Annotated in this window: 24 protein-coding genes; 17 read left to right on the top strand and 7 right to left on the bottom strand. The window is 61.8% G+C overall.

What is annotated here, in order from left to right:
* Positions 1–121: 121 nt before the first annotated feature.
* The 3 genes from A7K61_RS24965 to A7K61_RS24955 form a co-directional block, all read right to left on the bottom strand.
* Complete coding sequence (locus tag A7K61_RS24965) at positions 122–763, bottom strand: oxidoreductase (protein WP_003194500.1); 642 nt, start codon at positions 761–763, stop codon at positions 122–124.
* A gap of 29 nt (positions 764–792) precedes the next feature.
* A complete protein-coding gene (locus A7K61_RS24960) occupies positions 793–2,511 on the bottom strand; it encodes a C13 family peptidase (RefSeq protein WP_047711865.1) in 1,719 nt (572 codons plus the stop codon).
* A gap of 196 nt (positions 2,512–2,707) precedes the next feature.
* Positions 2,708–3,163 (bottom strand): MaoC family dehydratase, encoded by a 456-nt coding sequence (locus A7K61_RS24955; protein ID WP_003194496.1) that lies wholly within the window; start codon positions 3,161–3,163, stop codon positions 2,708–2,710.
* 182 nt (positions 3,164–3,345) lie between these two features.
* On the opposite strand from A7K61_RS24955, the gene A7K61_RS24950 reads away from it, so the two are divergent.
* The 4 genes from A7K61_RS24950 (at position 3,346) to A7K61_RS24935 (ending at position 5,341) form a co-directional block, all read left to right on the top strand.
* The gene (locus A7K61_RS24950) at positions 3,346–3,699 is read left to right on the top strand and encodes a CidA/LrgA family protein (RefSeq protein ID WP_003194494.1); all 354 of its coding nucleotides are present in this window, start codon (positions 3,346–3,348) and stop codon (positions 3,697–3,699) included.
* Positions 3,696–4,412, top strand: a complete 717-nt coding sequence (locus A7K61_RS24945) for an LrgB family protein (protein WP_069558576.1) — start codon at positions 3,696–3,698, stop codon at positions 4,410–4,412. The genes A7K61_RS24950 and A7K61_RS24945 overlap by 4 nt, the downstream gene beginning before the upstream one ends.
* 22 nt (positions 4,413–4,434) lie before the next feature.
* Positions 4,435–5,025, top strand: a complete 591-nt coding sequence (locus A7K61_RS24940) for an LON peptidase substrate-binding domain-containing protein (protein WP_047711863.1) — start codon at positions 4,435–4,437, stop codon at positions 5,023–5,025.
* A 100-nt stretch (positions 5,026–5,125) separates the two neighbouring features.
* Positions 5,126–5,341, top strand: a complete 216-nt coding sequence (locus tag A7K61_RS24935; protein WP_032895144.1) for a hypothetical protein — start codon at positions 5,126–5,128, stop codon at positions 5,339–5,341.
* Here the strand turns inward: A7K61_RS24935 and A7K61_RS24930 are convergent.
* Together A7K61_RS24930 and A7K61_RS24925 are read right to left on the bottom strand one after the other, a co-directional pair.
* Positions 5,335–6,651, bottom strand: coding sequence for a bifunctional DedA family/phosphatase PAP2 family protein (locus tag A7K61_RS24930; RefSeq protein WP_069558575.1), 1,317 nt, complete (start codon positions 6,649–6,651; stop codon positions 5,335–5,337). The two genes, A7K61_RS24935 and A7K61_RS24930, sit on opposite strands and share 7 nt — an antisense overlap.
* A 152-nt stretch (positions 6,652–6,803) precedes the next feature.
* Positions 6,804–7,487, bottom strand: coding sequence for a DNA-3-methyladenine glycosylase (locus A7K61_RS24925; RefSeq protein ID WP_069558574.1), 684 nt, complete (start codon positions 7,485–7,487; stop codon positions 6,804–6,806).
* A gap of 175 nt (positions 7,488–7,662) precedes the next feature.
* On the opposite strand from A7K61_RS24925, the gene A7K61_RS24920 reads away from it, so the two are divergent.
* From A7K61_RS24920 to A7K61_RS24860, 13 genes are all read left to right on the top strand, one after another.
* Positions 7,663–8,928 carry a glutamate-5-semialdehyde dehydrogenase gene (locus A7K61_RS24920; protein WP_034126904.1) on the top strand — a complete coding sequence of 422 codons (1,266 nt, stop codon included), beginning with the start codon at positions 7,663–7,665 and terminating at the stop codon, positions 8,926–8,928.
* Entirely contained in the window at positions 8,928–9,572 is a 645-nt protein-coding gene (nadD, locus tag A7K61_RS24915; protein WP_003194480.1) for a nicotinate-nucleotide adenylyltransferase, read from the top strand. Before A7K61_RS24920 ends, nadD begins: the two co-directional genes overlap by 1 nt.
* Positions 9,573–9,638: 66 nt before the next feature.
* On the top strand, positions 9,639–10,133 hold the full coding sequence (rsfS, locus tag A7K61_RS24910) for a ribosome silencing factor (RefSeq protein ID WP_003176298.1): 495 nt from the start codon (positions 9,639–9,641) through the stop codon (positions 10,131–10,133).
* A 9-nt stretch (positions 10,134–10,142) separates the two neighbouring features.
* On the top strand, positions 10,143–10,610 hold the full coding sequence (rlmH, locus tag A7K61_RS24905; RefSeq protein WP_003176297.1) for a 23S rRNA (pseudouridine(1915)-N(3))-methyltransferase RlmH: 468 nt from the start codon (positions 10,143–10,145) through the stop codon (positions 10,608–10,610).
* Between the two features lie 15 nt (positions 10,611–10,625).
* Positions 10,626–12,524, top strand: a complete 1,899-nt coding sequence (mrdA, locus tag A7K61_RS24900; RefSeq protein WP_003194477.1) for a penicillin-binding protein 2 — start codon at positions 10,626–10,628, stop codon at positions 12,522–12,524.
* A 31-nt stretch (positions 12,525–12,555) separates the two neighbouring features.
* Positions 12,556–13,659: a rod shape-determining protein RodA gene (gene rodA, locus A7K61_RS24895; RefSeq protein WP_044268991.1), complete on the top strand. Its 1,104-nt coding sequence runs from the start codon at positions 12,556–12,558 to the stop codon at positions 13,657–13,659.
* Between the two features lie 17 nt (positions 13,660–13,676).
* Entirely contained in the window at positions 13,677–14,687 is a 1,011-nt protein-coding gene (gene mltB, locus A7K61_RS24890; protein ID WP_047711860.1) for a lytic murein transglycosylase B, read from the top strand.
* A complete protein-coding gene (locus A7K61_RS24885; RefSeq protein WP_069558573.1) occupies positions 14,687–15,691 on the top strand; it encodes a septal ring lytic transglycosylase RlpA family protein in 1,005 nt (334 codons plus the stop codon). Before mltB ends, A7K61_RS24885 begins: the two co-directional genes overlap by 1 nt.
* A 183-nt stretch (positions 15,692–15,874) precedes the next feature.
* The gene (locus tag A7K61_RS24880) at positions 15,875–17,032 is read left to right on the top strand and encodes a D-alanyl-D-alanine carboxypeptidase family protein (RefSeq protein WP_003194468.1); all 1,158 of its coding nucleotides are present in this window, start codon (positions 15,875–15,877) and stop codon (positions 17,030–17,032) included.
* 85 nt (positions 17,033–17,117) lie between these two features.
* Entirely contained in the window at positions 17,118–17,393 is a 276-nt protein-coding gene (locus tag A7K61_RS24875; protein WP_003194466.1) for a DUF493 domain-containing protein, read from the top strand.
* Positions 17,393–18,040 carry a lipoyl(octanoyl) transferase LipB gene (gene lipB / locus A7K61_RS24870; RefSeq protein ID WP_032895159.1) on the top strand — a complete coding sequence of 216 codons (648 nt, stop codon included), beginning with the start codon at positions 17,393–17,395 and terminating at the stop codon, positions 18,038–18,040. The genes A7K61_RS24875 and lipB overlap by 1 nt, the downstream gene beginning before the upstream one ends.
* A 25-nt stretch (positions 18,041–18,065) precedes the next feature.
* On the top strand, positions 18,066–19,067 hold the full coding sequence (lipA, locus tag A7K61_RS24865; RefSeq protein WP_161794304.1) for a lipoyl synthase: 1,002 nt from the start codon (positions 18,066–18,068) through the stop codon (positions 19,065–19,067).
* 156 nt (positions 19,068–19,223) lie between these two features.
* Complete coding sequence (locus A7K61_RS24860) at positions 19,224–20,153, top strand: LD-carboxypeptidase (protein WP_069558572.1); 930 nt, start codon at positions 19,224–19,226, stop codon at positions 20,151–20,153.
* Between the two features lie 110 nt (positions 20,154–20,263).
* Here A7K61_RS24860 and A7K61_RS24855 read toward each other — a convergent pair whose 3' ends face one another.
* Together A7K61_RS24855 and arfA are read right to left on the bottom strand one after the other, a co-directional pair.
* Positions 20,264–21,589, bottom strand: a complete 1,326-nt coding sequence (locus tag A7K61_RS24855) for a lytic murein transglycosylase (RefSeq protein WP_044268967.1) — start codon at positions 21,587–21,589, stop codon at positions 20,264–20,266.
* 61 nt (positions 21,590–21,650) lie between these two features.
* Positions 21,651–21,815, bottom strand: coding sequence for an alternative ribosome rescue factor ArfA (gene arfA, locus A7K61_RS24850; RefSeq protein WP_003176285.1), 165 nt, complete (start codon positions 21,813–21,815; stop codon positions 21,651–21,653).
* Positions 21,816–22,077 lie beyond the last annotated feature (262 nt).

Below are 22,077 nucleotides of genomic sequence, written 5' to 3'. Positions count from 1 at the left end.
CGGGGCGCCTGAGATCAAAAGCAGATCAAGAGCGGCTCGCTTCGCATCGTGGTTAGCGTTGAGCGCTACCGCGTTATTTAGATACCGATGCTGCGATGAGGCCAGTACCAGCCCCGCATCATTACTTGCCGAGCTTGCGCAACTCGTCCGACTCCACCACCCGCACGCCATCCTGTTCTTCCAGCGCCAGGCGCCACATGGCGCGGGCCAGTTCGCAGACTTCAATACCGTGGTACTTGCCCGGAATAAGCCGTGACAAAGGCCCGGCTAACTGCTCGGCCAGGCGCGGTTCCAGTCGTTCGCCCAGCAGCAGCGACGGACGTACGATGGTCAACTGCGGCCAGTCTTGCGCTCGGAGCGCCAGTTCCATTTCCCCCTTGACGCGGTTGTAGAACACCGAGGATTTCGGGTCGGCGCCAATTGCGCTGATCACGATCAGATGCCGCGCGCCCAGTTCCCGTGCGCGCTTGGCGAAAGCCACCACCATGTCCAGGTCGACCGCACGGAACGCAGCTTCCGAGCCGGCCTTTTTGATCGTGGTGCCCAGGCAGCAGAAGGCGATATCCACGCGGCCGCTCAGTTGCGGCAGGAACACCGCCGGCTCGCCCACCGGGTTTTCCAGGCGTGGATGTTCAGCCAATGGTTTGCGGCTGGGTGCCAGCACGCGGGTCACGGTGGGTTCGTTGAGCAGGCGGTCGAGCAGGTGTTCGCCCGTGAGGCCGGAAGCCCCGGCCAGCAAGATATGCTGCGGTGTCAGGTACATGGTGTTTCCCCCTTGTTACACGTTACAGCTTAGTTGCCTTTGGCTTCCTTGCTATTCATTGAGACGCTTTCGAGCGCCTTTCGTGCCTGCTGTTTACGTAATAATTGCCAATGGGCGATCACGCCTTTAGGTGCCCAGATCTGCGGTTCGGAGGCTTCGAAATTGTCCGCCTGTTCGCGTTCGGCCACGTGCAGTTGTGCCAGTTTGAAGGCGTGTTGCAAATCATCCGTTTGGTTGAAAGCTTGTGCGAAAAGGGCATCACCGAAGTAGGTGAAGTCTGCTTCTTCCGAGCAGCCGAACGACACGCGGTCCGCGCGGGAGGCTGTCATGATCAGGGTGCGCTCATCTTTGAGCGCCGGTATGAAGCCGCCGGAGTAACAGGCGGAGATCACGATGACCTTGTCACGGTTTTTCAGTGGTGCGAGCACGGCCGCTAGTTCATCGGCGGGCAGGTCGGCCAGTTCCATGCGCGGTTGGTCGAGCACCAGTTCATGCTCATGGGTGCCATGGCTGGTCATATAAATGAACACCAGGTCTTCCGGCCCGGTGCGTTCGGCCAGGGTTTGCACGGAACGACGCAGGCTTTCGCGGGTGGCCAGGGGGCGGTCGGCGATGTGGTCGCGGTGGTTGACCAGGCGCAGCTGCCCGCGAGCACCAAAGCGGGTGGCGAGCAGGTTGCTGACGTAATCGGCTTCGCGCAGGAACACGCTTTGTTTGCCGTCACCGGCCAGCACCAGGGTGTACAGCTCCACGGCTGGGGTGGACGCGGGCACGGCTGCCAGGGCGTCATCGAGCAAGCGGCCTTGGGCCAGTATGCCGGTCTCCAGTGGGTCGGGCAGCAGCTTGCCCTCGGCGTCGCGTACGCGCAGGCCATTGACCCAGGTGCCGGACTGCACGGTGCCGTCGGTGAGTACCAGGGTGCCACGGCCTTGATAGTTGTCGCTGTCGAAGCCTCCGATATAGAAACTGCCATCGGTGAGGTTCAGACGCCCTTCACCGGTAAAGCGCCAGTCACTGAACTGGCCGACGTAGTGGCTGCCATCGACGCCGATCAATTCGCCTTTGCCGGTCAGCGCGCCTTCCTTGAACTGGCCGATCCACACATCGCCGTCGGCGTTCTCGTAGCGGCCTTTGCCGTTGAGCTGGTTCTGCTTGAATTGGCCGACATAGATATCGCCCTCGGCGCTGTTGAAGGTGCCATTGCCTTCCAGTTGGCCATCGACAAAACGGCCGCTGAACTGGTTGCCGCTGTCGTCATTGCGTTGGCCTTCGCCATTGGGCTTGCCGTGGGCGAACTGGCCCTGGTACTGGCTGCCGTCGGCCAGTTCCAGGCGGCCGAGGCCTGAGTACTGGTCGTCCTGGAATTCGCCGCGATAAGTCATCTGCCCCTCTTTGAGGGTGCCTTCGCCGTTGCGTCGACCGTTCTTGAAGCCGCCCACGTAGCTGCTGCCCGAGGTGGTCAGGCTGCCCTGGCCGTCAAACAGGCCCTGCTTGAATTCGCCTTTATAGACTTCGCCATTGCTGCCGTGCCATTCGCCCTGGCCGTGCCACTGGCCTTTGTCGAATTGGCCGGCGTACCAGCTGCCATTGGGGTAGTCCACACGGCCTTGGCCTTGCAGCAAACCGTTGACCACATCGCCACGGTAGCGGCCGCCATCGGGCAGGCGCGCATCGGGCGGCAACAGCGATTCGCCGTCTCCGCAAGCGGTGAGCAACAGGGCAAGGGCAAGGGGAGCGAGTGGGCGCATAGCGGGATCCGGATAATTGAGCGCCGAGTATGCCGTAGCCGGGGTGCCGAACCTAGTGGTCTATGCGCAGGATCCATCACCTGTAGGAGCGGGCTTGCCCGCGAAAAACTCACAGGCGCCGCATTTATTCAGCCAGCAAGCGTTATCGATGACGACCTTCGCGAGCAAGCTCGCTCCTACAGTGGGGGTGTGGTGGTTATACGAAGCACAGTGACAGCGACTCGGCGATGTAAGCCGGCTTCTCCTGGCCTTCGATTTCCAGGGTGGCCGTGGCCTTGAACAGCCATTGGCCCGGCTTCTTCTCGGTGACGTCTGTGAGGGTGACGTTCAGGCGCACCTTGGAATTCACTTTCACCGGCTGGATAAAGCGCACGCTGTCCAGGCCGTAGTTGACGGCCATCTTCAAGCCTTCGGGCATGATCAGGATGTCTTCCATCAGCTTGGGCATCAGTGACAGCGACAGGAACCCGTGGGCGATGGTGCTGCCGAACGGGGTTTGCGCGGCCTTGACCGGGTCGACGTGGATGAACTGATGATCGCCGGTGGCTTCTGCGAACAGGTTGATACGCGCCTGGTCGATGGTGAGCCATTCGGAACGTCCCAGTTCCTTGCCGACGTAATCTTTGAGCTGCGCTACGGGTACATAGGGCATTGCGTCTCTCCTTGGTTCATCATTTTTGCCCATCGGTAACGGGCGTTTTTATCGGTTACAGAGAACCAATGTAGATCATCATGGGCAATCAGCCCGGTCAACCCAAGATGCTTTTGGCGAATGCCGGAGCATAGGGCGGGCATGCTTATAATGCGCGCGAGCGTTGAGGGGGAGAGAGCGGGATGCTGTTACGTGGCCTGACCTGGCTGGTGCTGTTTCAATTGATCGGCACCGCGATCAATCATTTGTTGGTGCCGGTGCTGCCGGGGCCGATCATCGGCTTGCTGCTGATGCTGGGCTTTCTGGTCTGGCGCGGTGAAGTCGGCGAGCCCCTGAGCCTGGCGGCCGGCAGCCTGTTGCGTTACCTGCCACTGCTGCTGGTGCCGCCGGCCGTGGGGGTGATGGTGTACGCCAAGGACATCGTGGCGGATTTCTGGGCCATCGTCGGGGCGTTGGTGTTGTCGCTGGTGATCGCCATGGGCTTTGTCGGTGTGCTGATGCAGCAGATGGTCAAGCGCAAGGAGAAGGACCAATGATCCTCGACTGGCAAGGCGCCTGGACGGCGGTCATTCATCACCCGCTGTTCGGTATCGGTATCACCCTGGGCGCCTATCAACTGGTGCTGGCGGGGTTCGAGAAAACCCGCCGGATCTTCCTGCAGCCGGTGCTGGTGTCGATGTTGCTGGTGATCGGCGTGCTGCTCACCTGCGGCCTGAGCTACGCCGAATACCGCAAGAGCACCGAGATCATGGGCATCCTGCTGGGGCCTGCGACCGTGGCCCTGGCGGTGCCGCTTTATCTGAACCTGCGACGGATTCGCCAATTGTTCTGGCCGATTTTTACTACGCTGGTGGTAGGCGGGGTATTGGCCACCGGCCTTTGTGTGGCGTTGGGGTGGTGGTTTGGTGCCGAACACAGAGTGCTGATGACCATGGCGCCCAAGTCGGTGACCTCGCCGATTGCCATGCTGGTGGCCGAGCAGATCGGCGGCGTGGCGGCCTTGGCAGCGGTGTTCGTGTTGATCACTGGGGTGGTCGGCGCGATGATCGGCCCAGCGCTCTTGACGCGCCTGGGTGTACGCAGCCCCGAAGCGCGCGGCATGGCTTTGGGCATGACCGCCCACGCCGTCGGTACTTCGGTGGCCCTGCAGGAAAGCGAAGAATGCGGCGCCTTCGCGGCGCTGGCCATGAGTTTGATGGGCGTGGCCACGGCGGTGTTCCTGCCGTTGGCGGTGTCGGTCATTGTTTAAACCAGGTTTTAAGGAAGCCGTTATGAGTCTGGCGCTATTCCCCCTCAACACTGTGCTGTTCCCAGGCTGCACCCTCGACTTGCAGATATTCGAGGCACGCTACCTGGACATGATCGGCCGTTGCATGAAAAAGGGCGAAGGCTTTGGTGTGGTGTGCATCCTGGATGGCTCAGAGGTGGGCATGGCCCCTGACGGTTATGCGCTTGTCGGTTGTGAAGCGCTGATTCGTGACTTCAAACAGCAGGACAACGGCCTGCTGGGCATTCGCGTCGAAGGGGGGCGTCGTTTCCGCGTGCATGAGACCGACGTGCAGAAAGACCAATTGCTGGTGGCCGACGTGCAATGGTTGCAAGAGTTGCCGGACCCGCCACTGGGCGAAGAAGACGCCGACTTACTGGCGTTGCTTGAGGCCCTGGCCGAGCACCCGATGGTGGCTTCGCTGGACATGGGCGGTGACGTCGAAGGCCAGCAAGCCCTGGGCAACCGGTTGGCCTATCTGCTGCCGTTTACCGAGGCCGACAAGATCGACTTGCTGCAACTGGACGACCCACAGCAACGCTTGGATGCGATCCAGATGTTGCTCGATGAACTGCAGGGCGAACTGTTCACCTGAGGTTCGGATTTGCCTGACAGAGCTTTCAGACTTTGCTCGGTCGTCTCCACTGCGTCGCCTGCACTATTTTCCGATCACACAACAATGATCGGAGATAACCATGATTCGGCTGACACCCTCGGAACAAGTCGCGTGGGACGCTTATTTTGTCAGCGTGACCACGCAATTACTCCAGCAGCAAGCCTCGCGGGGCGCGGAGTACATCGCCGAGCGCGCCGCCGAAGTGGCCGATGAGATGCTGCTGGAGCGCCGCGAACGTTGCGTTGAACGGCGCAGCGCCTCCGTGGACTGGATCGGCCCGGCCAAGGGTCAGTAGGCGTACCTGAGCAGGGCGTGGGGCGTGCCGGTAAAGGCGATAAAACCGAGCACGGCTACCACGGCGGGCAGCACCAGCCACCAGGCTTTTTGCGACATGGCTGGCAATGGGCTGCGGTACTCGATTGCCGTCAGGCTGAACGCACATACGGTCATGGCCAGCAACGTGCCGGCCAGGATGTCTGTAGGCCAATGGGCGCCCAGGTAGACCCGCGACAAGGCAATGAACGCCGCCGGAATGCAGCCCAACAGCATCCAGGTCAGGCGCAGCCGCGTGGGTTGGCCGCGACCGGCCAATACCGCGAGCGCCAGGAAGAAGGCAAAGGCACCGGAGGCATGGCCGCTTGGCATGCTGAAGCTGGTCAGCGGGTCGGTGAGGATTTCCGGGCGGCCACGGGCAAAGAACAGCTTGGTGCCGGTGTTGATCACTGCCGCGCCGGCGAGGGTGGCGCCGACAAACACGGCTTGGCGCCATTGCCGCGCTAGCAGCAACAGGCCAGTGAACACCGCGCTGGCGAAAAACATCTTCTTGAACTCGCCCAGTTGGGTGACCCGCACCATCACTTCGTCCAGCCACGGGCTGCGATGTTCCTGCACCAGGGCGCTCAGGCCCTGGTCGAAGTCATTGAGATGGGGGTAGCCGATAAACAGTGCGATCAACAACACCAGGCTGGCGCAACCGATCCACAAGGTGGCGCGCCGATGCCCACGCCAACTGCTGTTCAAACTCAGCCCCAGCAGCACCGCCAGGCACGCCGCGATAATCGCCGCTTCCGGCCAGAAACCTTCCGGCAACGGCAGGCGGAACGCGGCGCCGGCGGCCCAGCCCGGCAGCAGATAGGCCACGGTCCAGCCCGCTGCGGCAATGATGCTCACGGCGGCGAAGCGCGGGAAGGGCATGTCGCACATACCCGCCACCATCGGCAGCATAGGGCGCAATGGTCCGATGAAACGCCCGACCAACAGGCTGGCAATCCCGTACTTGTGGAAGTAGGTTTCTGCGCCGTTCATCCATTCAGGATGCTGGCGCAGGCCGGGCAGGCGCCGGATGTTCTGATGGAAGTGGCGGCCCAGATAATAGGAAACGCCGTCGCCCAACAAACCGCCGAGGAAGCCCAGCAGCAGGGTTTCACTCAGCGACAGCGCACCGCTGCCAGCCAGCGCGGCGATTGCAAACAGCAATACCGTGCCTGGCACGATCAACCCGGCAATCGCCAGACACTCCACGCACGCGACAATAAACACCGCCGCTGCCAGCCATTGTGGGTTGAGGGTCAACCAGCCGGTAATGCTATCGAGCCATTGGCCCATACAATCCACTCCATGCATACATATTCAAAAACACTGAAGATCCAGTTGTGGGAGCTGGCTTGCCTGCGATGGCGGCGGCATGGCCAGCATTGAAGTTGCCTGACCCACCGCTATCGCAGGCAAGCCAGCTCCCACATGGGATGTGTCGCGGGTTAAATCAAAAAATAATCCCGGCCTTCGACCTGCCCCCGACGCAGCGGGTTCCGCGTGCAATAAGGCGCATAGCCAGCATCGACGAAACGGTACATCAAGTGCTCATCGCGCCCACTGGGGATGCCCAGGCGCCTGGTCTGGATAATCTGCGTGGGCACTTGGCCCACGTCTTCGACATACAGCAGTTCCTGGTCGAAGCGCTTGGCGTCCCACATCGGCACTTTCAGTCCCAGTGCCTTGCACAGCAGCGTCTGGCCCGCACACAGCTTTTGCGAGGGGCGTGGGCTGCCATCGGGGTTGGGGTTGTTCAACAGCATCTGCGCCAGGCTCGCCGCGCCGGAAATGTCATCGACCCAGGGATAGGCCGATTTGATCAACACGGCATTGCCCGGGCCATGGGCGCTGAAGTTCAGCGAATCACCGCCACGGGCGTAGTACATGTAGATATGGCCACCATCCAGAAACAAAGCCTTACGCTTTTCTGTGTAGCCGAGTGAGGCGTGGCTGCCTTTTTCGGCCACGTAATAGGCTTCGGTTTCAATAATTCGCGCCGAAAGCCAGAGATCGCCCACGCGATGGCGAATGACTTTTCCGAGTAGTTCGCGGGCAAGCAGTTGCGCGTCGCGGTCGAAGAAGCTATCGGGCAGGGGGCTGGCGGGTAGCTGGGGCAAAAAATCGGGCATGGCGGTCAAGGGTTGATACGGCTAAATGTGACCGAATCATAACAACTCTCAGCTTAATTACGCCTGAACCTGGGGTTTTTACAGTTCATTTCGACCATCCGCCCCTCACCGCTGTCAGTCGGGCGGCGTCACAGCTATAATCTGCCGCTTTCCTCTTTGCCAAGACTCCCTGACCATGACTGAGTCCGTTCTTGACTACATGACCCGCCTGGGTCGCGCTGCCCGGCAGGCCTCGCGGTTGATCGCCCGTGCGAGCACCGCGCAGAAGAACCGTGCGCTGCTGGCGGCTGCCGATGCTCTGGATGCTTCGCGCTCCGAGCTGACTGCCGCCAACGAGCTGGACCTGGCCAATGGGCGCGCCAATGGCCTGGAGCCAGCCTTGCTGGACCGCCTGGCGCTGACCCCGGCGCGTATCGACGACATGATCGAAGGCCTGCGTCAGGTGGCTAAGCTGCCTGATCCCATCGGTGAAATTCGCGACATGCGTTACCTGCCGTCCGGTATCCAGGTGGGCAAGATGCGCGTGCCCCTGGGCGTGATCGGCATCATCTATGAGTCACGCCCGAACGTGACCATCGACGCCGCGAGCCTGTGCCTCAAGTCCGGCAACGCCACCATCCTGCGTGGCGGTTCCGAGGCGATCAACTCCAACCGCGCCATCGCCGCCTGCATCCAGCAGGGCCTGGCCGTGGCCGAGTTGCCGGCTGAAGTGGTGCAAGTGGTGGAAACCACCGACCGCGCGGCCGTGGGTGCCTTGATCACCATGCCGGAATTCGTCGACGTGATCGTACCGCGAGGTGGCAAGAGCCTGATCGAGCGCGTCAGCCGCGATGCCAAGGTGCCAGTTATCAAGCACCTGGACGGCGTCTGCCATGTGTTCATCGACATTGCCGCCGACCTCGACAAGGCGATCCGCATTGCCGACAACGCCAAGACCCACCGCTATGCGCCGTGCAACACCATGGAAACCCTGCTGGTGCACGCCGGCATTGCCGAGCGCGTGCTGCCGCCGCTGGCTGCCATCTACCGTGACAAGTCGGTAGAGCTGCGCGGTTGCGAGCGCACCCGGGCGTTGCTGGGCGCGGACGTCATCGAGGCGACCGAGCAGGACTGGTACACCGAGTACACGGCCCCGATCCTGTCGATCCGCATCGTCGACGACCTGGACCAGGCCATCGAACACATCAATACCTATGGCTCCAAGCACACCGACGCCATCGTTTCCGAGCATTTCAGCGATGCCCGGCGTTTCCTCAACGAAGTGGATTCCGCTTCGGTGATGGTCAACGCCTCGACGCGTTTTGCCGACGGCTTCGAGTACGGCTTGGGGGCGGAGATCGGTATTTCCACCGACAAGCTCCACGCACGCGGCCCGGTGGGCCTCGAAGGGCTGACCAGTGAGAAGTACGTGGTGTTTGGCGACGGTCATGTGCGCACTTGATGACTAAACGCATCGGGCTGCTCGGCGGTACTTTCGACCCCGTGCACATCGGCCATTTGCGCAGTGCCCTGGAAGTTGCGGATGCCCTTGCGCTGGATGAGCTGCGCCTGCTGCCCAATTTCCGGCCGCCCCATCGCGACACGCCGCAGGTGGCCGCCGAGCAACGCCTGGAAATGGTGCGTGTTGCCGTAGAAGGTATATCGCCGCTGGTGGTGGACGATCGCGAACTCAAGCGCGATAAACCGTCCTACACTATCGACACCCTGGAGCTGATGCGCGCCGAATTGGCCGCAGATGACCCACTGTTTCTGCTTTTGGGCTGGGACGCATTTTGCGGCCTGCCCTCTTGGCACCGCTGGGAGGAACTCCTCCAGCATTGCCACATCCTGGTTTTGCAACGCCCGGATGCCGACAGCGAACCGCCGGATGCCTTGCGCAACCTGCTGGCCGCGCGGTCGGTAAGTGACCCCTTGGCCCTGACCGGGCCGAACGGGAATATTGCATTCGTCTGGCAGACCCCGCTTGCGGTGTCCGCCACCCAGATCCGTCAACTGCTGGCCAGCGGGAAGTCGGTACGTTTCCTGGTGCCTGACGCGGTCCTGGCCTACATCGATGCGCACGGGCTTTACCGTGCGTCGAACTAAAAAGGCGCGCTTGAACGCACGAACCGTGCAGCAAGCGCCCGAACATACGAGCAAAACGAGTTTTATATGACGAACAAAGACGTAAGCAAAGTTAAGCGCAAAGGCACCTTCAAAAGCGCACCGCTGCCGGTTGAAGCCCATGTTGGCCCGGAACTGGCTGGCGAAGAGCTGGTGAAAGTCGCCGTGGCTGCCCTGGAAGACGTTAAAGCCCAGGACATCCAGGTGCTGGACGTGCGCGACAAGCAGAGCATCACCGACTTCATGATCATCGCCACCGGTACCTCCAACCGCCAGATCGGCGCGATGCTGGACAAGGTTCGTGAAGCCGTCAAAGCCCAGGGCGTCAAGCCATTGGGTGAAGAAGGCAAGGGCGACAGCGACTGGGTGTTGCTGGACATGGACGATGTGATCGTTCACATGATGACCTCCAACGCTCGCCAGTTCTACGACCTGGAGCGTCTGTGGAAAGGCGCCGAGCAGAGCCGTGCTGCCGATGGCAAGCACCACAGCCCGGAAGTGGGCCACGCGCACTTCGACAAGCTCAACAAAGACCAGGAATAAGGAACGGCTGTGCGCCTGCGTCTGATCGCTGTCGGTTCACGCATGCCCAAGTGGGTGGAAGAAGGCTGGCACGAATATGCCAAGCGTCTGCCCGCTGAGCTGTCGCTTGAGCTGGTGGAAATACCGCTCAATACCCGGGGCAAGAACGCCGACGTGGCGCGCTTTATCCGTCAGGAAGGCGAAGCCATGCTGGCCAAGGTCGGCCCCAATGAGCGCATCGTCACCCTTGAAGTGCACGGCAAGCCCTGGAGCACCGAGCAACTGGCGGTGGAACTGGATCGCTGGCGCCTGGATTCGCGCACGGTCAATTTCATGGTCGGCGGCCCCGAAGGGCTGGCGCCGGAAGTCTGTGCGCGAGCCGATCAGCGCTGGTCGCTGTCGGCGCTGACGTTGCCGCACCCGTTGGTAAGGATTCTGATCGGTGAACAGCTGTATCGCGCCTGGACAGTTCTGTCCGGGCACCCTTACCACAAATAGTCTGCGCCGCCCCCGATGACCCAGCCGATCCGCATCAAGGACCACGAGAAAGACGCACGTCTGGTACGCGCGCGGGTGGTGTTCGGTGCTGTTTTGGTGGTGGTGCTGATGTGCGTGCTGATTGCGCGGCTGTATTTCCTCCAGGTGATCCAGTACGACTATCACTCCACGCTGTCGGAAAATAACCGGGTGCATGTGCAACCGATTCCGCCGACCCGTGGGCTGATCTTCGACCGCAATGGCGTAGTGGTTGCCGATAACCGGCCCAGCTTCAGCCTGAGCATGACCCGCGAACGTTCCGGCGACTGGAAGCAGGTGCTCGATGTCATCGTCGAGGTGCTGCAACTGACGCCGGAAGACCGGGTGGTTTTCGAGAAACGCATGCGGCAGGGGCGCCGGCCGTTCGAGCCGGTGCCGATTCTGTTCGAGCTGACCGAAGAGCAGATCGCCCGCATTGCGGTGAACCAGTTCCGCCTGCCAGGTGTGGAAGTGGTAGCGCAGTTGGTGCGGCATTACCCGCAAGGGCCGCACTTTGCCCACTCCGTTGGCTACATGGGGCGGATCAACGAGAAAGAGCTGAAAACCCTCGACCCGATCAACTACAGCGGCACCCACCATATTGGCAAAACCGGCATCGAGCGCTTCTATGAGGCCGAGTTGCATGGCCAGGTAGGTAATGAGGAAGTCGAGACCAATGCGCGTGGCCGCGTATTGCGGGTACTCAAGCGCACCGACCCGGTGCCGGGCAAGGACATTGTCCTGAGCCTGGACATCAAGTTGCAGGAAGCTGCCGAGATGGCCCTGGGCGGTCGGCGGGGTGCCGTAGTGGCGCTGGACCCGAAGACCGGCGAAGTGCTGGCGATGGTCAGCCAGCCCAGCTTCGACCCCAACCCGTTTGTGACCGGCATCAGCTTCAAGGCCTACGCCGAGCTGCGTGATTCCATCGACCGGCCACTGTTCAACCGCGTCTTGCGCGGCCTGTACCCACCGGGCTCGACCATCAAGCCGGCGGTGGCGATTGCCGGCCTGGATGCTGGTGTGGTCACGGCTTCAAGCCGGGTGTACGACCCTGGCTATTACATGCTGCCCAACTATGACCACAAATACCGTAACTGGAACCGCTCCGGTGACGGCTATGTCGACCTGGATACCGCGATCATGCGCTCCAACGACACCTATTTTTACGACCTGGCCCACAAGCTGGGGATTGATCGGCTGTCTGCCTACATGGGTAAGTTCGGCCTCGGTCAGAAAGTCTCCCTGGACATGTTCGAAGAATCCCCCGGCCTGATGCCGTCGCGGGAGTGGAAGCGTGCGACCCGCCGCCAGGCATGGTTCCCCGGCGAAACCCTGATCCTCGGTATCGGCCAGGGCTATATGCAGGCCACACCGCTGCAACTGGCCCAGGCCACGGCGCTGGTGGCGAACAAAGGCGTGTGGAACCGACCGCACCTGGCCAGGACCATCGAAGGCGAAAAGCCGGTGGACGACAATCCGATTCCGGACATCGTGCTGCGTGACCCGTCCGACTGGGCCAAGGTCAACCACGGCATGCAGCAGGTGATGCACGGTGCTCGCGGCACCGCACGCAAGGCGGCAATCGGCGCGCAGTACCGCATTGCCGGCAAGAGTGGTACGGCCCAGGTGGTCGCGATCAAACAGGGCGAAAAGTATGACCGTTCCAAGGTGCAGGAACGCCACCGCGACCACGCCTTGTTTGTCGGCTTTGCCCCGGCGGAAGACCCGAAAATCGTGGTGGCCGTGATGGTCGAGAACGGCGAGTCCGGCTCCGGCGTCGCGGCCCCTGTGGTACGCCAGGTGATGGATGCCTGGCTGCTGGCCGACGATGGCCGGCTCAAGCCCGAGTATGGCGGCCCCCCTTCAAGCCCCGAGGTTACGGCCCGTGAAGAGTAATTTTGACCGCATCCTCTCCAGCGAAGATGTGATGCGTCGCCGTGCGACGTTGCTGCAACGCATGCACATTGATGGCCCCTTGCTGATCCTGCTGCTGACCCTGGCGGCCGGCAGCCTGTTCGTGCTGTATTCGGCCAGCGGCAAGAACTGGGACCTGCTGATCAAGCAGGCGTCTTCGTTTGGCCTGGGTTTACTGTCGATGGTGGTGATCGCTCAATTGGAGCCGCGCTTCATGGCGCGCTGGGTGCCCTTGGGGTATGTCGCCGGCGTGTTGCTGCTGGTGGTGGTGGACGTCATGGGCCACAACGCCATGGGCGCCACACGCTGGATCAACATCCCCGGGGTGATTCGCTTCCAGCCGTCGGAATTCATGAAGATCCTGATGCCGGCCACTATTGCCTGGTACCTGTCCAAGCGCACCTTGCCGCCGCAGCTCAAGCACGTGGCCATCAGCCTGATCCTGATCGGCGTGCCCTTCGTGCTGATCGTGCGCCAGCCGGATCTGGGCACCTCGTTGCTGATCCTCGCCGGTGGCGCGTTCGTATTGTTCATGGGCGGATTGCGCTGGCGCTGGATCCTCAGCGTGCTGGCCGCCGCGGTGCCCGTGGCCGTGGCCATGTGGTTCTTCTTTATGCACGACTACCAGAAGCAACGGATCCTTACGTTCCTCGACCCGGAGAGCGACCCGTTGGGCACCGGCTGGAACATCATCCAGTCCAAGGCGGCCATTGGTTCCGGCGGGGTATTTGGCAAGGGCTGGTTGCTGGGCACCCAGTCCCACCTGGACTTCTTGCCCGAGAGCCATACTGACTTCATCATCGCGGTGATGGGCGAAGAGTTCGGCCTGGTGGGCATTTGCGCGTTGTTGCTGATCTATCTGCTGTTGATTGGTCGCGGCCTGGTGATCACGGCCCAGGCGCAGACGCTGTTCGGCAAATTGCTCGCCGGCAGCCTGACCATGACGTTTTTTGTTTACGTTTTCGTCAACATCGGTATGGTCAGTGGCCTGCTGCCGGTGGTTGGGGTGCCGTTGCCATTCATTAGCTACGGCGGAACTTCGCTGGTGACATTGCTGTCAGCGTTTGGGGTTTTGATGTCGATTCATACGCATCGCAAGTGGATCGCACAGGTTTGAATAAGGTGAAGATGTCAATGCAAGTAATGCGCGGCTGGGCGACTCGGCATGCGACCTGGATGGGCCTGATTGGGCTGCTGGGGGCAACGCAAGAGGCGCAGGCCGGTGACTACGATGGCTCTCCCCAGGTCGCCGAATTTGTTGGTGAGCTGACCCGCGACTATGGTTTTGCCGGCGAGCAACTGATGGGCGTGTTCCGCGAAGCCCAGAAAAAGCAGGCGATCCTCGACGCCATCTCTCGCCCCGCCGAACGCGTAAAGCAGTGGAAGGACTATCGCCCGATGTTCCTCACTGATGCGCGCATCGCCCGCGGCGTGGACTTCTGGCGCCAGCACGAGGCAGTCCTGGCCCGCGCCGAGCAAGAGTACGGCGTGCCGGCCCAGGTGATCGTCTCGATCATCGGCATCGAAACCTTTTACGGGCGCAACACCGGCAGCTATCGGGTGATCGACGCCTTGTCGACCCTGGGCTTCGATTACCCGCCCCGCGCCGAGTTCTTCCGCAAGGAACTGCGCGAATTCCTGTTGCTGGCCCGCGAAGAGCAGGTCGACCCGCTGAGCCTCAAGGGCTCCTACGCCGGGGCGATGGGCTTGCCGCAGTTCATGCCCAGCAGCTTTCGCGCCTATGCGGTGGATTTCGACGGTGACGGGCACATCAATATCTGGAGCAACCCCGACGATGCCATCGGCAGCGTGGCCAGCTACTTCAAGCGCCACGGTTGGGTTGGCGGCGAGCCGGTGGTTATCCGCGCCGATGTCACGGGCGAGCGCGCCGACGAGGGCCTGACCCAAGGTATCGAACCGGTCAAGACCGTTGGGGAGTTGCGAGCGCTGGGCTGGTCGAGTCAGAATGCGCCACGCGACGACATGCCGGTGACGGCATTCCGCCTGGAAGGCGCAAATGGCCCTGAATACTGGATGGGCCTGAAGAATTTCTACGCAATCACGCGTTATAACCGCAGTGTGATGTACGCCATGGCCGTGCATCAGCTGTCAGATGAGCTGGTTCAAGCACGGGGCAACAAGTAATGCGGGTATCGCCGTTCAAAAAACCGCTCAAGCTGGTGGCGTTCGCCGCGTTGTCCTTGTTGGTAGCCAGTTGTTCCACCACCCCTAACCGTGCGCCGGCCAAGAAAGCGGGCGGTGCGGTGGTCCGCGCCCAGCCGGGCCTGGACATCAACCGCGCGCACAAAGACGGCGCGCCGTGGTGGGATGTGGATGTATCGAAAATCCCGGACGCCACGCCCACCCTGCACACCGGCCCCTACAAGGCCAACCCCTACACCGTGCTGGGCAAGAATTACTTCCCGCTGCAGGAATCCAAGACCTACGTGCAATCGGGCACCGCGTCCTGGTACGGCACCAAGTTCCATGGCCAGAACACCGCCAACGGCGAAGTGTATGACCTGTATGGCATGAGCGCGGCCCACAAGACCCTGCCGCTGCCCAGCTATGTGCGCGTGACCAACCTGGACAACAACCGTACCGTGATCCTGCGGGTCAATGACCGCGGGCCGTTCTATTCGGACCGCATCATTGACTTGTCCTACGCGGCCGCCAAGAAACTCGGGTATGCCGAAACCGGCACTGCACGGGTCAAGGTCGAAGGCATCGACCCGGCGCAGTACTGGGCCCAGCGTGGCAAACCCGCGCCGTTGATGCTCAACGAACCGGTTACCCCGCAACCGCAAGTGACGGCCTCGACCGGCAAGATCGAGCAGTGGACGCCGCCGCCGGCGCAACATGCTCCGGATACTGTCGTCGTGCCGCACGCGGCACCGGGCGCCTCGATGGCGGGCGGGCAATACCTGCAGGTCGGCGCTTTCGCCAACCCGGATGCGGCAGAACTGTTAAGGTCCAAGCTCAGCGGCATGGTCAGCGCGCCGGTCTTCATCAGCTCCATCGTGCGTAACCAGCAAACCTTGCACCGTGTACGCATGGGCCCGATCGGCTCGCCAAGCGAAGTGGCGCAAGTGCAGAACAGCGTGCGCCTGGCCAACCTGGGGCAACCCAGCGTGGTCACCGCAGAATAAGCAGTAACGGTTTGATGGCTCAGGCGCGCCTGCGCGCTTGAACCCTGGTTGTTGGCTCGTTGAACAATAAAAACCCAGGGGCAAGGGGTGAGCGGGCAACCGAACACGTGACAGTCTGGAAGCGGGCTGTCTGAATAGTTTTGCCCGCGAGGGCAAGTTTCCATAAGCAATTTCGAGAGACGGATGAACATCACCACCTTAGCCAAACGTACGTGCCTGCTTATCTCGCTGATCATCACCCCAGCCGCCTGGGCGGTTGAGATGGTGCCGGCCTCCCCGCAACTGGCCGCCAAGTCCTGGGTACTCATGGATGCCGCCAGTGGCAACGTGCTGGTCGAAAACGGCGGTGACGTGCGCCTGCCGCCTGCCAGCCTGACCAAGCTGATGACCGCCTACATCGCGACCCTGGAAATCCGTCGCGGCCAGATCGGCGAAAACGACCCGGTGACCGTCAGCGAAAACGCCTGGCGTACCGGTGGTTCGCGGATGTTCATCAAGGTGGGTTCGCAAGTCACCGTGAGCGACCTGCTGCACGGCATCATCATTCAGTCCGGTAACGACGCCAGCGTCGCCCTGGCCGAGCACATCGCCGGCAGCGAAGACGCCTTCGCCGACATGATGAACAAAACCGCCGGCGAGCTGGGCATGACCAACAGCCACTTCATGAACCCGACTGGCCTGCCAAACCCAGAGCACTATTCGTCGGCTCACGACATGGCGATCCTGGCGCGCGCGATCATCCGCGTTGACCCGGTGCACTACGCGATCTACTCCCAGAAGGAGTTCTTCTGGAACAACATCAAGCAGCCTAACCGCAACCTGTTGCTGTGGCGCGACAAGACCGTCGATGGCCTGAAAACCGGCCACACCGACGAAGCCGGCTACTGCATGGTGTCGTCCGCCGTACGTGATGGCCAGCGCCTGATCGCCGTGGTGTTCGGCACCAACAGCGAGCAGGCCCGTGCGGCCGAGACGCAAAAACTGCTGACTTACGGCTTCCGCTTCTTCGAAACCCAGACCTTCTACCAGAAGGGTGCTGAGCTGGCGACCGCGCCGGTGTGGAAGGGCGCGACTTCGCAAGTCAAGGCCGGCCTAGCCGACGACCTGACCCTGACCATGCCTAAAGGCCAGCTCAAAAAGCTCGCCGCCAGCATGACCCTGAACCCGCAATTGGTTGCGCCAATCGCCAAGGGTGATGTGATCGGTAAGGTTGAAGTCAAGCTGGACGACAAGGTGGTGCACAGCGCCGACCTGATCGCACTGGACGCTGTCGAGGAAGGTGGTATCTTCCGCCGCGTATGGGATAGCATCCGTCTATTCTTCTACGGCTTGTTCAACTGATTGTGTGCACCTGCAAAGCCCCGCGTTGATCCAGCGCGGGGCTTTGCCCGTCGCCACGGCTTAGCGCTTACGAGGCTGTTCTGCCATGACCGATAAAGAAGTAAAAGCGCCAAAAATCGAATTCCCTGTGACGGATTATCCTATCAAGGTAATCAGCGACACCGGTGTGGGCCGCAAAGACACGATTCTTGAGATCGTGCGTAAACATGCGACGATCAACGATAACCGGGTGGATGAGCGCTCCAGCACCACCGGTAAGTACACGACTATCCAGTTGCACATCGTTGCGACCGGTCAAGACCAGCTCTACGACATCAACAGCGAACTGCGGGCCACCGGCTTCGTGCACATGGTGCTGTGATGTCGCAAACCCTGGGCTTTCGCGAGCTCGGCCGGATGGCCTATGAGCCGGTCTGGCATGCCATGCAGCGCTTTACCAATGAGCGCGGCACCTCGGCCCCGGATGAAATCTGGCTGGTGGAACACCCGCCGGTCTTCACCCAGGGCCAGGCCGGCAAGGCCGAGCACTTGCTGCTGCCGGGTGATATTCCGGTGGTGCAGGTCGACCGAGGTGGCCAAGTGACTTACCATGGTCCCGGTCAACTGGTGGCTTACCTGCTGCTGGACGTGCGCAAGCTGGGGTTTGGCGTGCGCGACCTGGTCAGCCGCATGGAGACGTGCCTGATCGAGCTGTTGGCCAGTTACGGCGTGACCGCCGTGGCCAAGCCCGATGCACCGGGTGTGTACGTGGATGGCGCGAAAATCGCCTCCCTGGGGCTGCGCATTCGCCACGGTTGTTCCTTTCATGGCCTGGCCTTGAATGTGGACATGGACCTGGCACCGTTCCGGCGCATCAACCCGTGCGGTTATGCCGGGCTTGCAATGACCCAGTTGAGTGACCATGCAACATCCATTGAATTTGCCGAGGTAAGTGCCCGGCTGCGCGCGCAGCTCGTCAAACACCTCGACTATGCAGAGCAGACGACCCTGACGGGCGGAATCGATTGATATGACTACTGATGTTGTGCAAACCATGATCCCGACGCTGGACATCACTGAGCGTCCAGCCCCGGCCCCGCGTGCCAAGGTGGAAGCCGGCGTCAAGCTGCGCGGCGCCGAGAAGGTTGCACGCATCCCGGTCAAGATCATCCCGACCACCGAGCTGCCGAAAAAACCCGACTGGATTCGCGTGCGCATCCCGGTTTCGCCGGAAGTCGACCGTATCAAGTCGCTGCTGCGCAAACACAAGTTGCACAGCGTATGCGAAGAAGCGTCCTGCCCGAACCTGGGCGAGTGCTTCTCTGGCGGCACTGCCACCTTCATGATCATGGGTGACATCTGCACCCGTCGCTGCCCGTTCTGCGACGTCGGCCACGGCCGTCCGAAGCCGTTGGACGTCAACGAGCCAGAAAGCCTGGCCATCGCCATCGCCGACCTCAAACTCAAGTACGTGGTGATCACCTCGGTGGACCGCGACGACCTGCGTGACGGCGGTGCCCAGCACTTTGCCGACTGCATCCGCGAGATCCGCAAGCTGTCGCCCAACGTGATGCTCGAAACCCTGGTGCCGGACTACCGTGGCCGTATGGACGTCGCCCTGGAAATCACCGCCGCCGAGCCGCCGGATGTGTTCAACCACAACCTGGAAACCGTGCCGCGCCTGTACAAGGCTGCGCGCCCGGGTTCGGACTACCAGTGGTCGCTTACCCTGCTGCAGAAATTCAAGCAGATGATGCCGCACATTCCGACCAAGTCCGGCTTGATGCTGGGCCTGGGTGAGACCGACGAAGAAGTCATCGAAGTCATGAAGCGCATGCGCGAACACGACATCGACATGCTGACCCTGGGCCAGTACCTGCAACCGTCCCGCAGCCACTTGCCGGTGCAGCGCTTCGTGCACCCGGACACCTTCGCCTGGTTCGCCGAGGAAGGCTACAAGATGGGCTTCAAGAACGTAGCGTCTGGCCCGTTGGTGCGGTCTTCGTATCACGCCGATGAGCAGGCCAAGCTGGTCAAGGCGAGCCTGGTTTCGTAAGCCGCTCCAGAATCAATGTGAAATGCGGGCTTGTGTGGGAGCGGGCTTGCTCGCGAAGGCGCCGTGTCAGTCACCTGATCCATTGACTGACACGGCGCCTTCGCGAGCAAGCCCGCTCCCACATTGGGTTCTGCATTACAGATAGGGAGAACATGGATGACCGCTCTACCGAGTGCCGCCGTACCTGCACTGCGCCCCGAAGGCACCCTCGGCCTGATCGCCCCCGCCGGCCCTGCCGAGTTGGATGTTGAAAAAGCCAGGCAATGGATGCGTGCCCGTGGCTACGACCTGCATATTTTCCCTGGTGTGCACGAACGCGACGGCTACCTGGCCGGTAGCGATGAAGTGCGCCTGCGCGATTTGCATGCGGCCTTCGCCAACCCCGACATCGATGCCATCCTTTGCCTGCGTGGCGGCTATGGCACGCCCCGTTTGCTGGATGCCGTGGACTTCGACCTGCTACGCGCCAACCCTAAGCCGTTCGTAGGCTACAGCGATATCACCGCCTTGCACCTGGCGATCAACCGCTACGCGGGCTTTGTGACATTCCACGGCCCGATGCTCAATGCCGACCTGCTCGGCGGCAAACAGCCGCCCACCGAGTCCTCGTTGTTCAGCCTGCTGCGTGGCCAACGGGGCGCCGGCAGTGTGCTGCCGCACCCGATGGCCTACCCGCTGACCACCATCGAGCCGGGTGTGGCCTGTGGGCGCTTGCTGGGCGGTAACTTGTCGATGATCGCCGCCGTCATGGGCACGCCGTACGAACTAGACGCCGATGGCATCATCCTGTTTATCGAAGACGTCAACGAACCGCTTTATCGCATCGACCGATTGCTGGCTCACCTGCGGTTGGCGGGCAAGCTGGCTCAGGTTGCCGGTGTGCTTGTAGGGGATGTGGCCGGTGTGGATAACCTGGCGCTGGCGCGTCTGTTGAAGCAGACCTTTGCGCCGCTGTGCATTCCAGTGCTGGCGGGCTGGCGCAGTGGGCATTGCGACCCGAACCTGACATTGCCGATGGGCGCCTTGGTGCGCCTGGATGCGGGGGAGCAGCGGGTGGTGCTGGAGCAGGATGTAGTCTTTAAATAATGGGCGCCTGTTGGACCCCTTTCGCGAGCAAGCCAGCTCCCACATTTTGAAATGCATTCAACATGTGGGAGCGGGCTTGCTCGCGAAAGCGGTAGCCGCCATACAACGATCTATTGGCTCTGCAGCGACTCCAGCAACTTCACTGTCGGATACCCATCCGCCGGCCAGCCCAGCGCCTGCTGTGCAGCCCGAATCGCCTTGCGCGTGTTGGCGCCAATAATCCCGTCGGCATTACCCGCGTCGTAGCCCTTGGCGCTGAGCGCCGTCTGCAGGTCGATGCGTTGCGAACGGCTCAATGGCAGCTCATCTTTGGGCCAACTGCCCCGAATCACACCGCCACCGCCAAACCGCTCCGACAGCAGGCCAACCGCCAGTGCGTAGGACGACGAATTGTTGTACTTGAGGATCGCGCGGAAGTTATCCAGCACCAGGAATGCCGGGCCACGGTAGCCGGCCGGCAGCAGCAGGGCGGCGGACAGCTGGTCGACATTCGCCGGCAGGCTCACGCCAGGCGGCAGTTGGATGCCCAGTTGCAGCCATTGCGCCACGGTCTTGCGCACGCCACCATCGGCCAGGCTGTAATCGAAGCCCGACGGCAGCGGCTGCACTTCAACACCCCACGGCTGGCCTTTTTGCCAGCCGGAGCTTTGCAGGTAGTGCGCGGTGGAGGCGAGGGCATCGCCCGGGCTGTTCCAGATATCGCGGCGACCGTCACCGTCGAAGTCCACGGCGTGGGTGTTGTAGGTGGTCGGGATGAACTGGGTCTGGCCCATCGCCCCGGCCCAGGAGCCTTTCATCTGGTCAGCCTGGATATCGCCATGCTGGATGATCTGCAGCGCCGCCAGCAGTTGCGCTTGTGCAAAGGCCGGGCGACGGCCTTCGTAAGCCAGGGTGGCCAGGGAACGGATTACCGAGTTATTGCCCTGGAACTGGCCAAAGTTGCTTTCCATGCCCCACACCGAGACCAGTGCCTGGCGGTCAACGCCATAGCGCTCTTCGATGCGCTGCAGGATATCGGCGTACTTGACCAGCAACGCCTGGCCATTGCGCACGCGCAGCGGCGACAGGGCGCCCTCGATGTATTCCCACACCGGGCGGGAAAACTCTGGCTGGCTGCGGTCGGCACGAATCACCGCCATATCGGGGGTGACGCCGGCAAAGGCGTTATCGAACACCGCGGGCGTAATCCCGGCTTGCAGGGCTTGTGCACGGAAGCCAGCCTGCCACTCGGCAAAGGTCTGGGTGGGTTGGATATCGAGATTGTCCACTGCCAATGGGGCAACCACGGCAGGCGCAATAGCCGGGGCGGTCTGGAGCTTGGGCAGGGGTTGAGCGTCCGCAGCCGTGGGCTTTTCGGCGCAGGCGACGAGCAGAATGAGGCTGGAGGCAGCGATCAATTGGCGTAGGTGCCAACGACGGGAAAGACTAGAGGGCATGCACAGGTCCAGGGATTACCAATCAGGTACAGACCTTATCATGCCAGAGGGGCGCTTGCCTTCAGGCAGCCAGAAAGTAAGAAGCCTCCCAGCTATTAGACTGGAAGGCTTCGCGGCGGTAGCTGCCTTTGCCTTTGCCGGCGCGTTCCTGGCGGCTGCGGAACAAGGGCTGGGCGATGATGGATTTGGCCTTGTTGGGGCCATGCTTGGATGGCTTTTTGCTCATGGTGGGTTCTCTCGCTTGGGGTGGAATGTGGCGGTGCAAATCATCTGCCGAAGTGGGCTGGCTGTAAAGCCCGGCGATAGGTGGGAAATGTCGCAAATAAGGGGTGGGCAGAGTCCATGTGGGGGCTTGCTCCCGCGACGGCCTGACAGCCGGCGCCTATCTCCCTGGCGCCCCAGGATCCCAATGTGGGAGATGGCTTGCCTGCGAAGGCGGCCTGGCAGTCAACACAGTTGGATGGTGTACATATCCATTGCTGCGGTAA

Source organism: Pseudomonas sp. AP42, from assembly GCF_001728935.1.
Classification (GTDB): domain Bacteria; phylum Pseudomonadota; class Gammaproteobacteria; order Pseudomonadales; family Pseudomonadaceae; genus Aquipseudomonas; species Aquipseudomonas lactis.
This window is presented reverse-complemented; position numbering and strand designations above follow the sequence as displayed.

Bases quoted from the DNA above. Each gene is read 5' to 3' on its own strand.
- A7K61_RS24965 (WP_003194500.1), bottom strand. From the start codon at position 763: ATGTACCTGACACCGCAGCATATCTTGCTGGCCGGGGCTTCCGGCCTC.
- A7K61_RS24960 (WP_047711865.1), bottom strand. From the start codon at position 2,511: ATGCGCCCACTCGCTCCCCTTGCCCTTGCCCTGTTGCTCACCGCTTGC.
- A7K61_RS24955 (WP_003194496.1), bottom strand. From the start codon at position 3,163: ATGCCCTATGTACCCGTAGCGCAGCTCAAAGATTACGTCGGCAAGGAA.
- A7K61_RS24950 (WP_003194494.1), top strand. From the start codon at position 3,346: ATGCTGTTACGTGGCCTGACCTGGCTGGTGCTGTTTCAATTGATCGGC.
- A7K61_RS24945 (WP_069558576.1), top strand. From the start codon at position 3,696: ATGATCCTCGACTGGCAAGGCGCCTGGACGGCGGTCATTCATCACCCG.
- A7K61_RS24940 (WP_047711863.1), top strand. From the start codon at position 4,435: ATGAGTCTGGCGCTATTCCCCCTCAACACTGTGCTGTTCCCAGGCTGC.
- A7K61_RS24935 (WP_032895144.1), top strand. From the start codon at position 5,126: ATGATTCGGCTGACACCCTCGGAACAAGTCGCGTGGGACGCTTATTTT.
- A7K61_RS24930 (WP_069558575.1), bottom strand. From the start codon at position 6,651: ATGGGCCAATGGCTCGATAGCATTACCGGCTGGTTGACCCTCAACCCA.
- A7K61_RS24925 (WP_069558574.1), bottom strand. From the start codon at position 7,487: ATGCCCGATTTTTTGCCCCAGCTACCCGCCAGCCCCCTGCCCGATAGC.
- A7K61_RS24920 (WP_034126904.1), top strand. From the start codon at position 7,663: ATGACTGAGTCCGTTCTTGACTACATGACCCGCCTGGGTCGCGCTGCC.
- nadD (WP_003194480.1), top strand. From the start codon at position 8,928: ATGACTAAACGCATCGGGCTGCTCGGCGGTACTTTCGACCCCGTGCAC.
- rsfS (WP_003176298.1), top strand. From the start codon at position 9,639: ATGACGAACAAAGACGTAAGCAAAGTTAAGCGCAAAGGCACCTTCAAA.
- mrdA (WP_003194477.1), top strand. From the start codon at position 10,626: ATGACCCAGCCGATCCGCATCAAGGACCACGAGAAAGACGCACGTCTG.
- rodA (WP_044268991.1), top strand. From the start codon at position 12,556: ATGCGTCGCCGTGCGACGTTGCTGCAACGCATGCACATTGATGGCCCC.
- mltB (WP_047711860.1), top strand. From the start codon at position 13,677: ATGCAAGTAATGCGCGGCTGGGCGACTCGGCATGCGACCTGGATGGGC.
- A7K61_RS24885 (WP_069558573.1), top strand. From the start codon at position 14,687: ATGCGGGTATCGCCGTTCAAAAAACCGCTCAAGCTGGTGGCGTTCGCC.
- A7K61_RS24880 (WP_003194468.1), top strand. From the start codon at position 15,875: ATGAACATCACCACCTTAGCCAAACGTACGTGCCTGCTTATCTCGCTG.
- A7K61_RS24875 (WP_003194466.1), top strand. From the start codon at position 17,118: ATGACCGATAAAGAAGTAAAAGCGCCAAAAATCGAATTCCCTGTGACG.
- lipB (WP_032895159.1), top strand. From the start codon at position 17,393: ATGTCGCAAACCCTGGGCTTTCGCGAGCTCGGCCGGATGGCCTATGAG.
- lipA (WP_161794304.1), top strand. From the start codon at position 18,066: ATGATCCCGACGCTGGACATCACTGAGCGTCCAGCCCCGGCCCCGCGT.
- A7K61_RS24860 (WP_069558572.1), top strand. From the start codon at position 19,224: ATGACCGCTCTACCGAGTGCCGCCGTACCTGCACTGCGCCCCGAAGGC.
- A7K61_RS24855 (WP_044268967.1), bottom strand. From the start codon at position 21,589: ATGCCCTCTAGTCTTTCCCGTCGTTGGCACCTACGCCAATTGATCGCT.
- arfA (WP_003176285.1), bottom strand. From the start codon at position 21,815: ATGAGCAAAAAGCCATCCAAGCATGGCCCCAACAAGGCCAAATCCATC.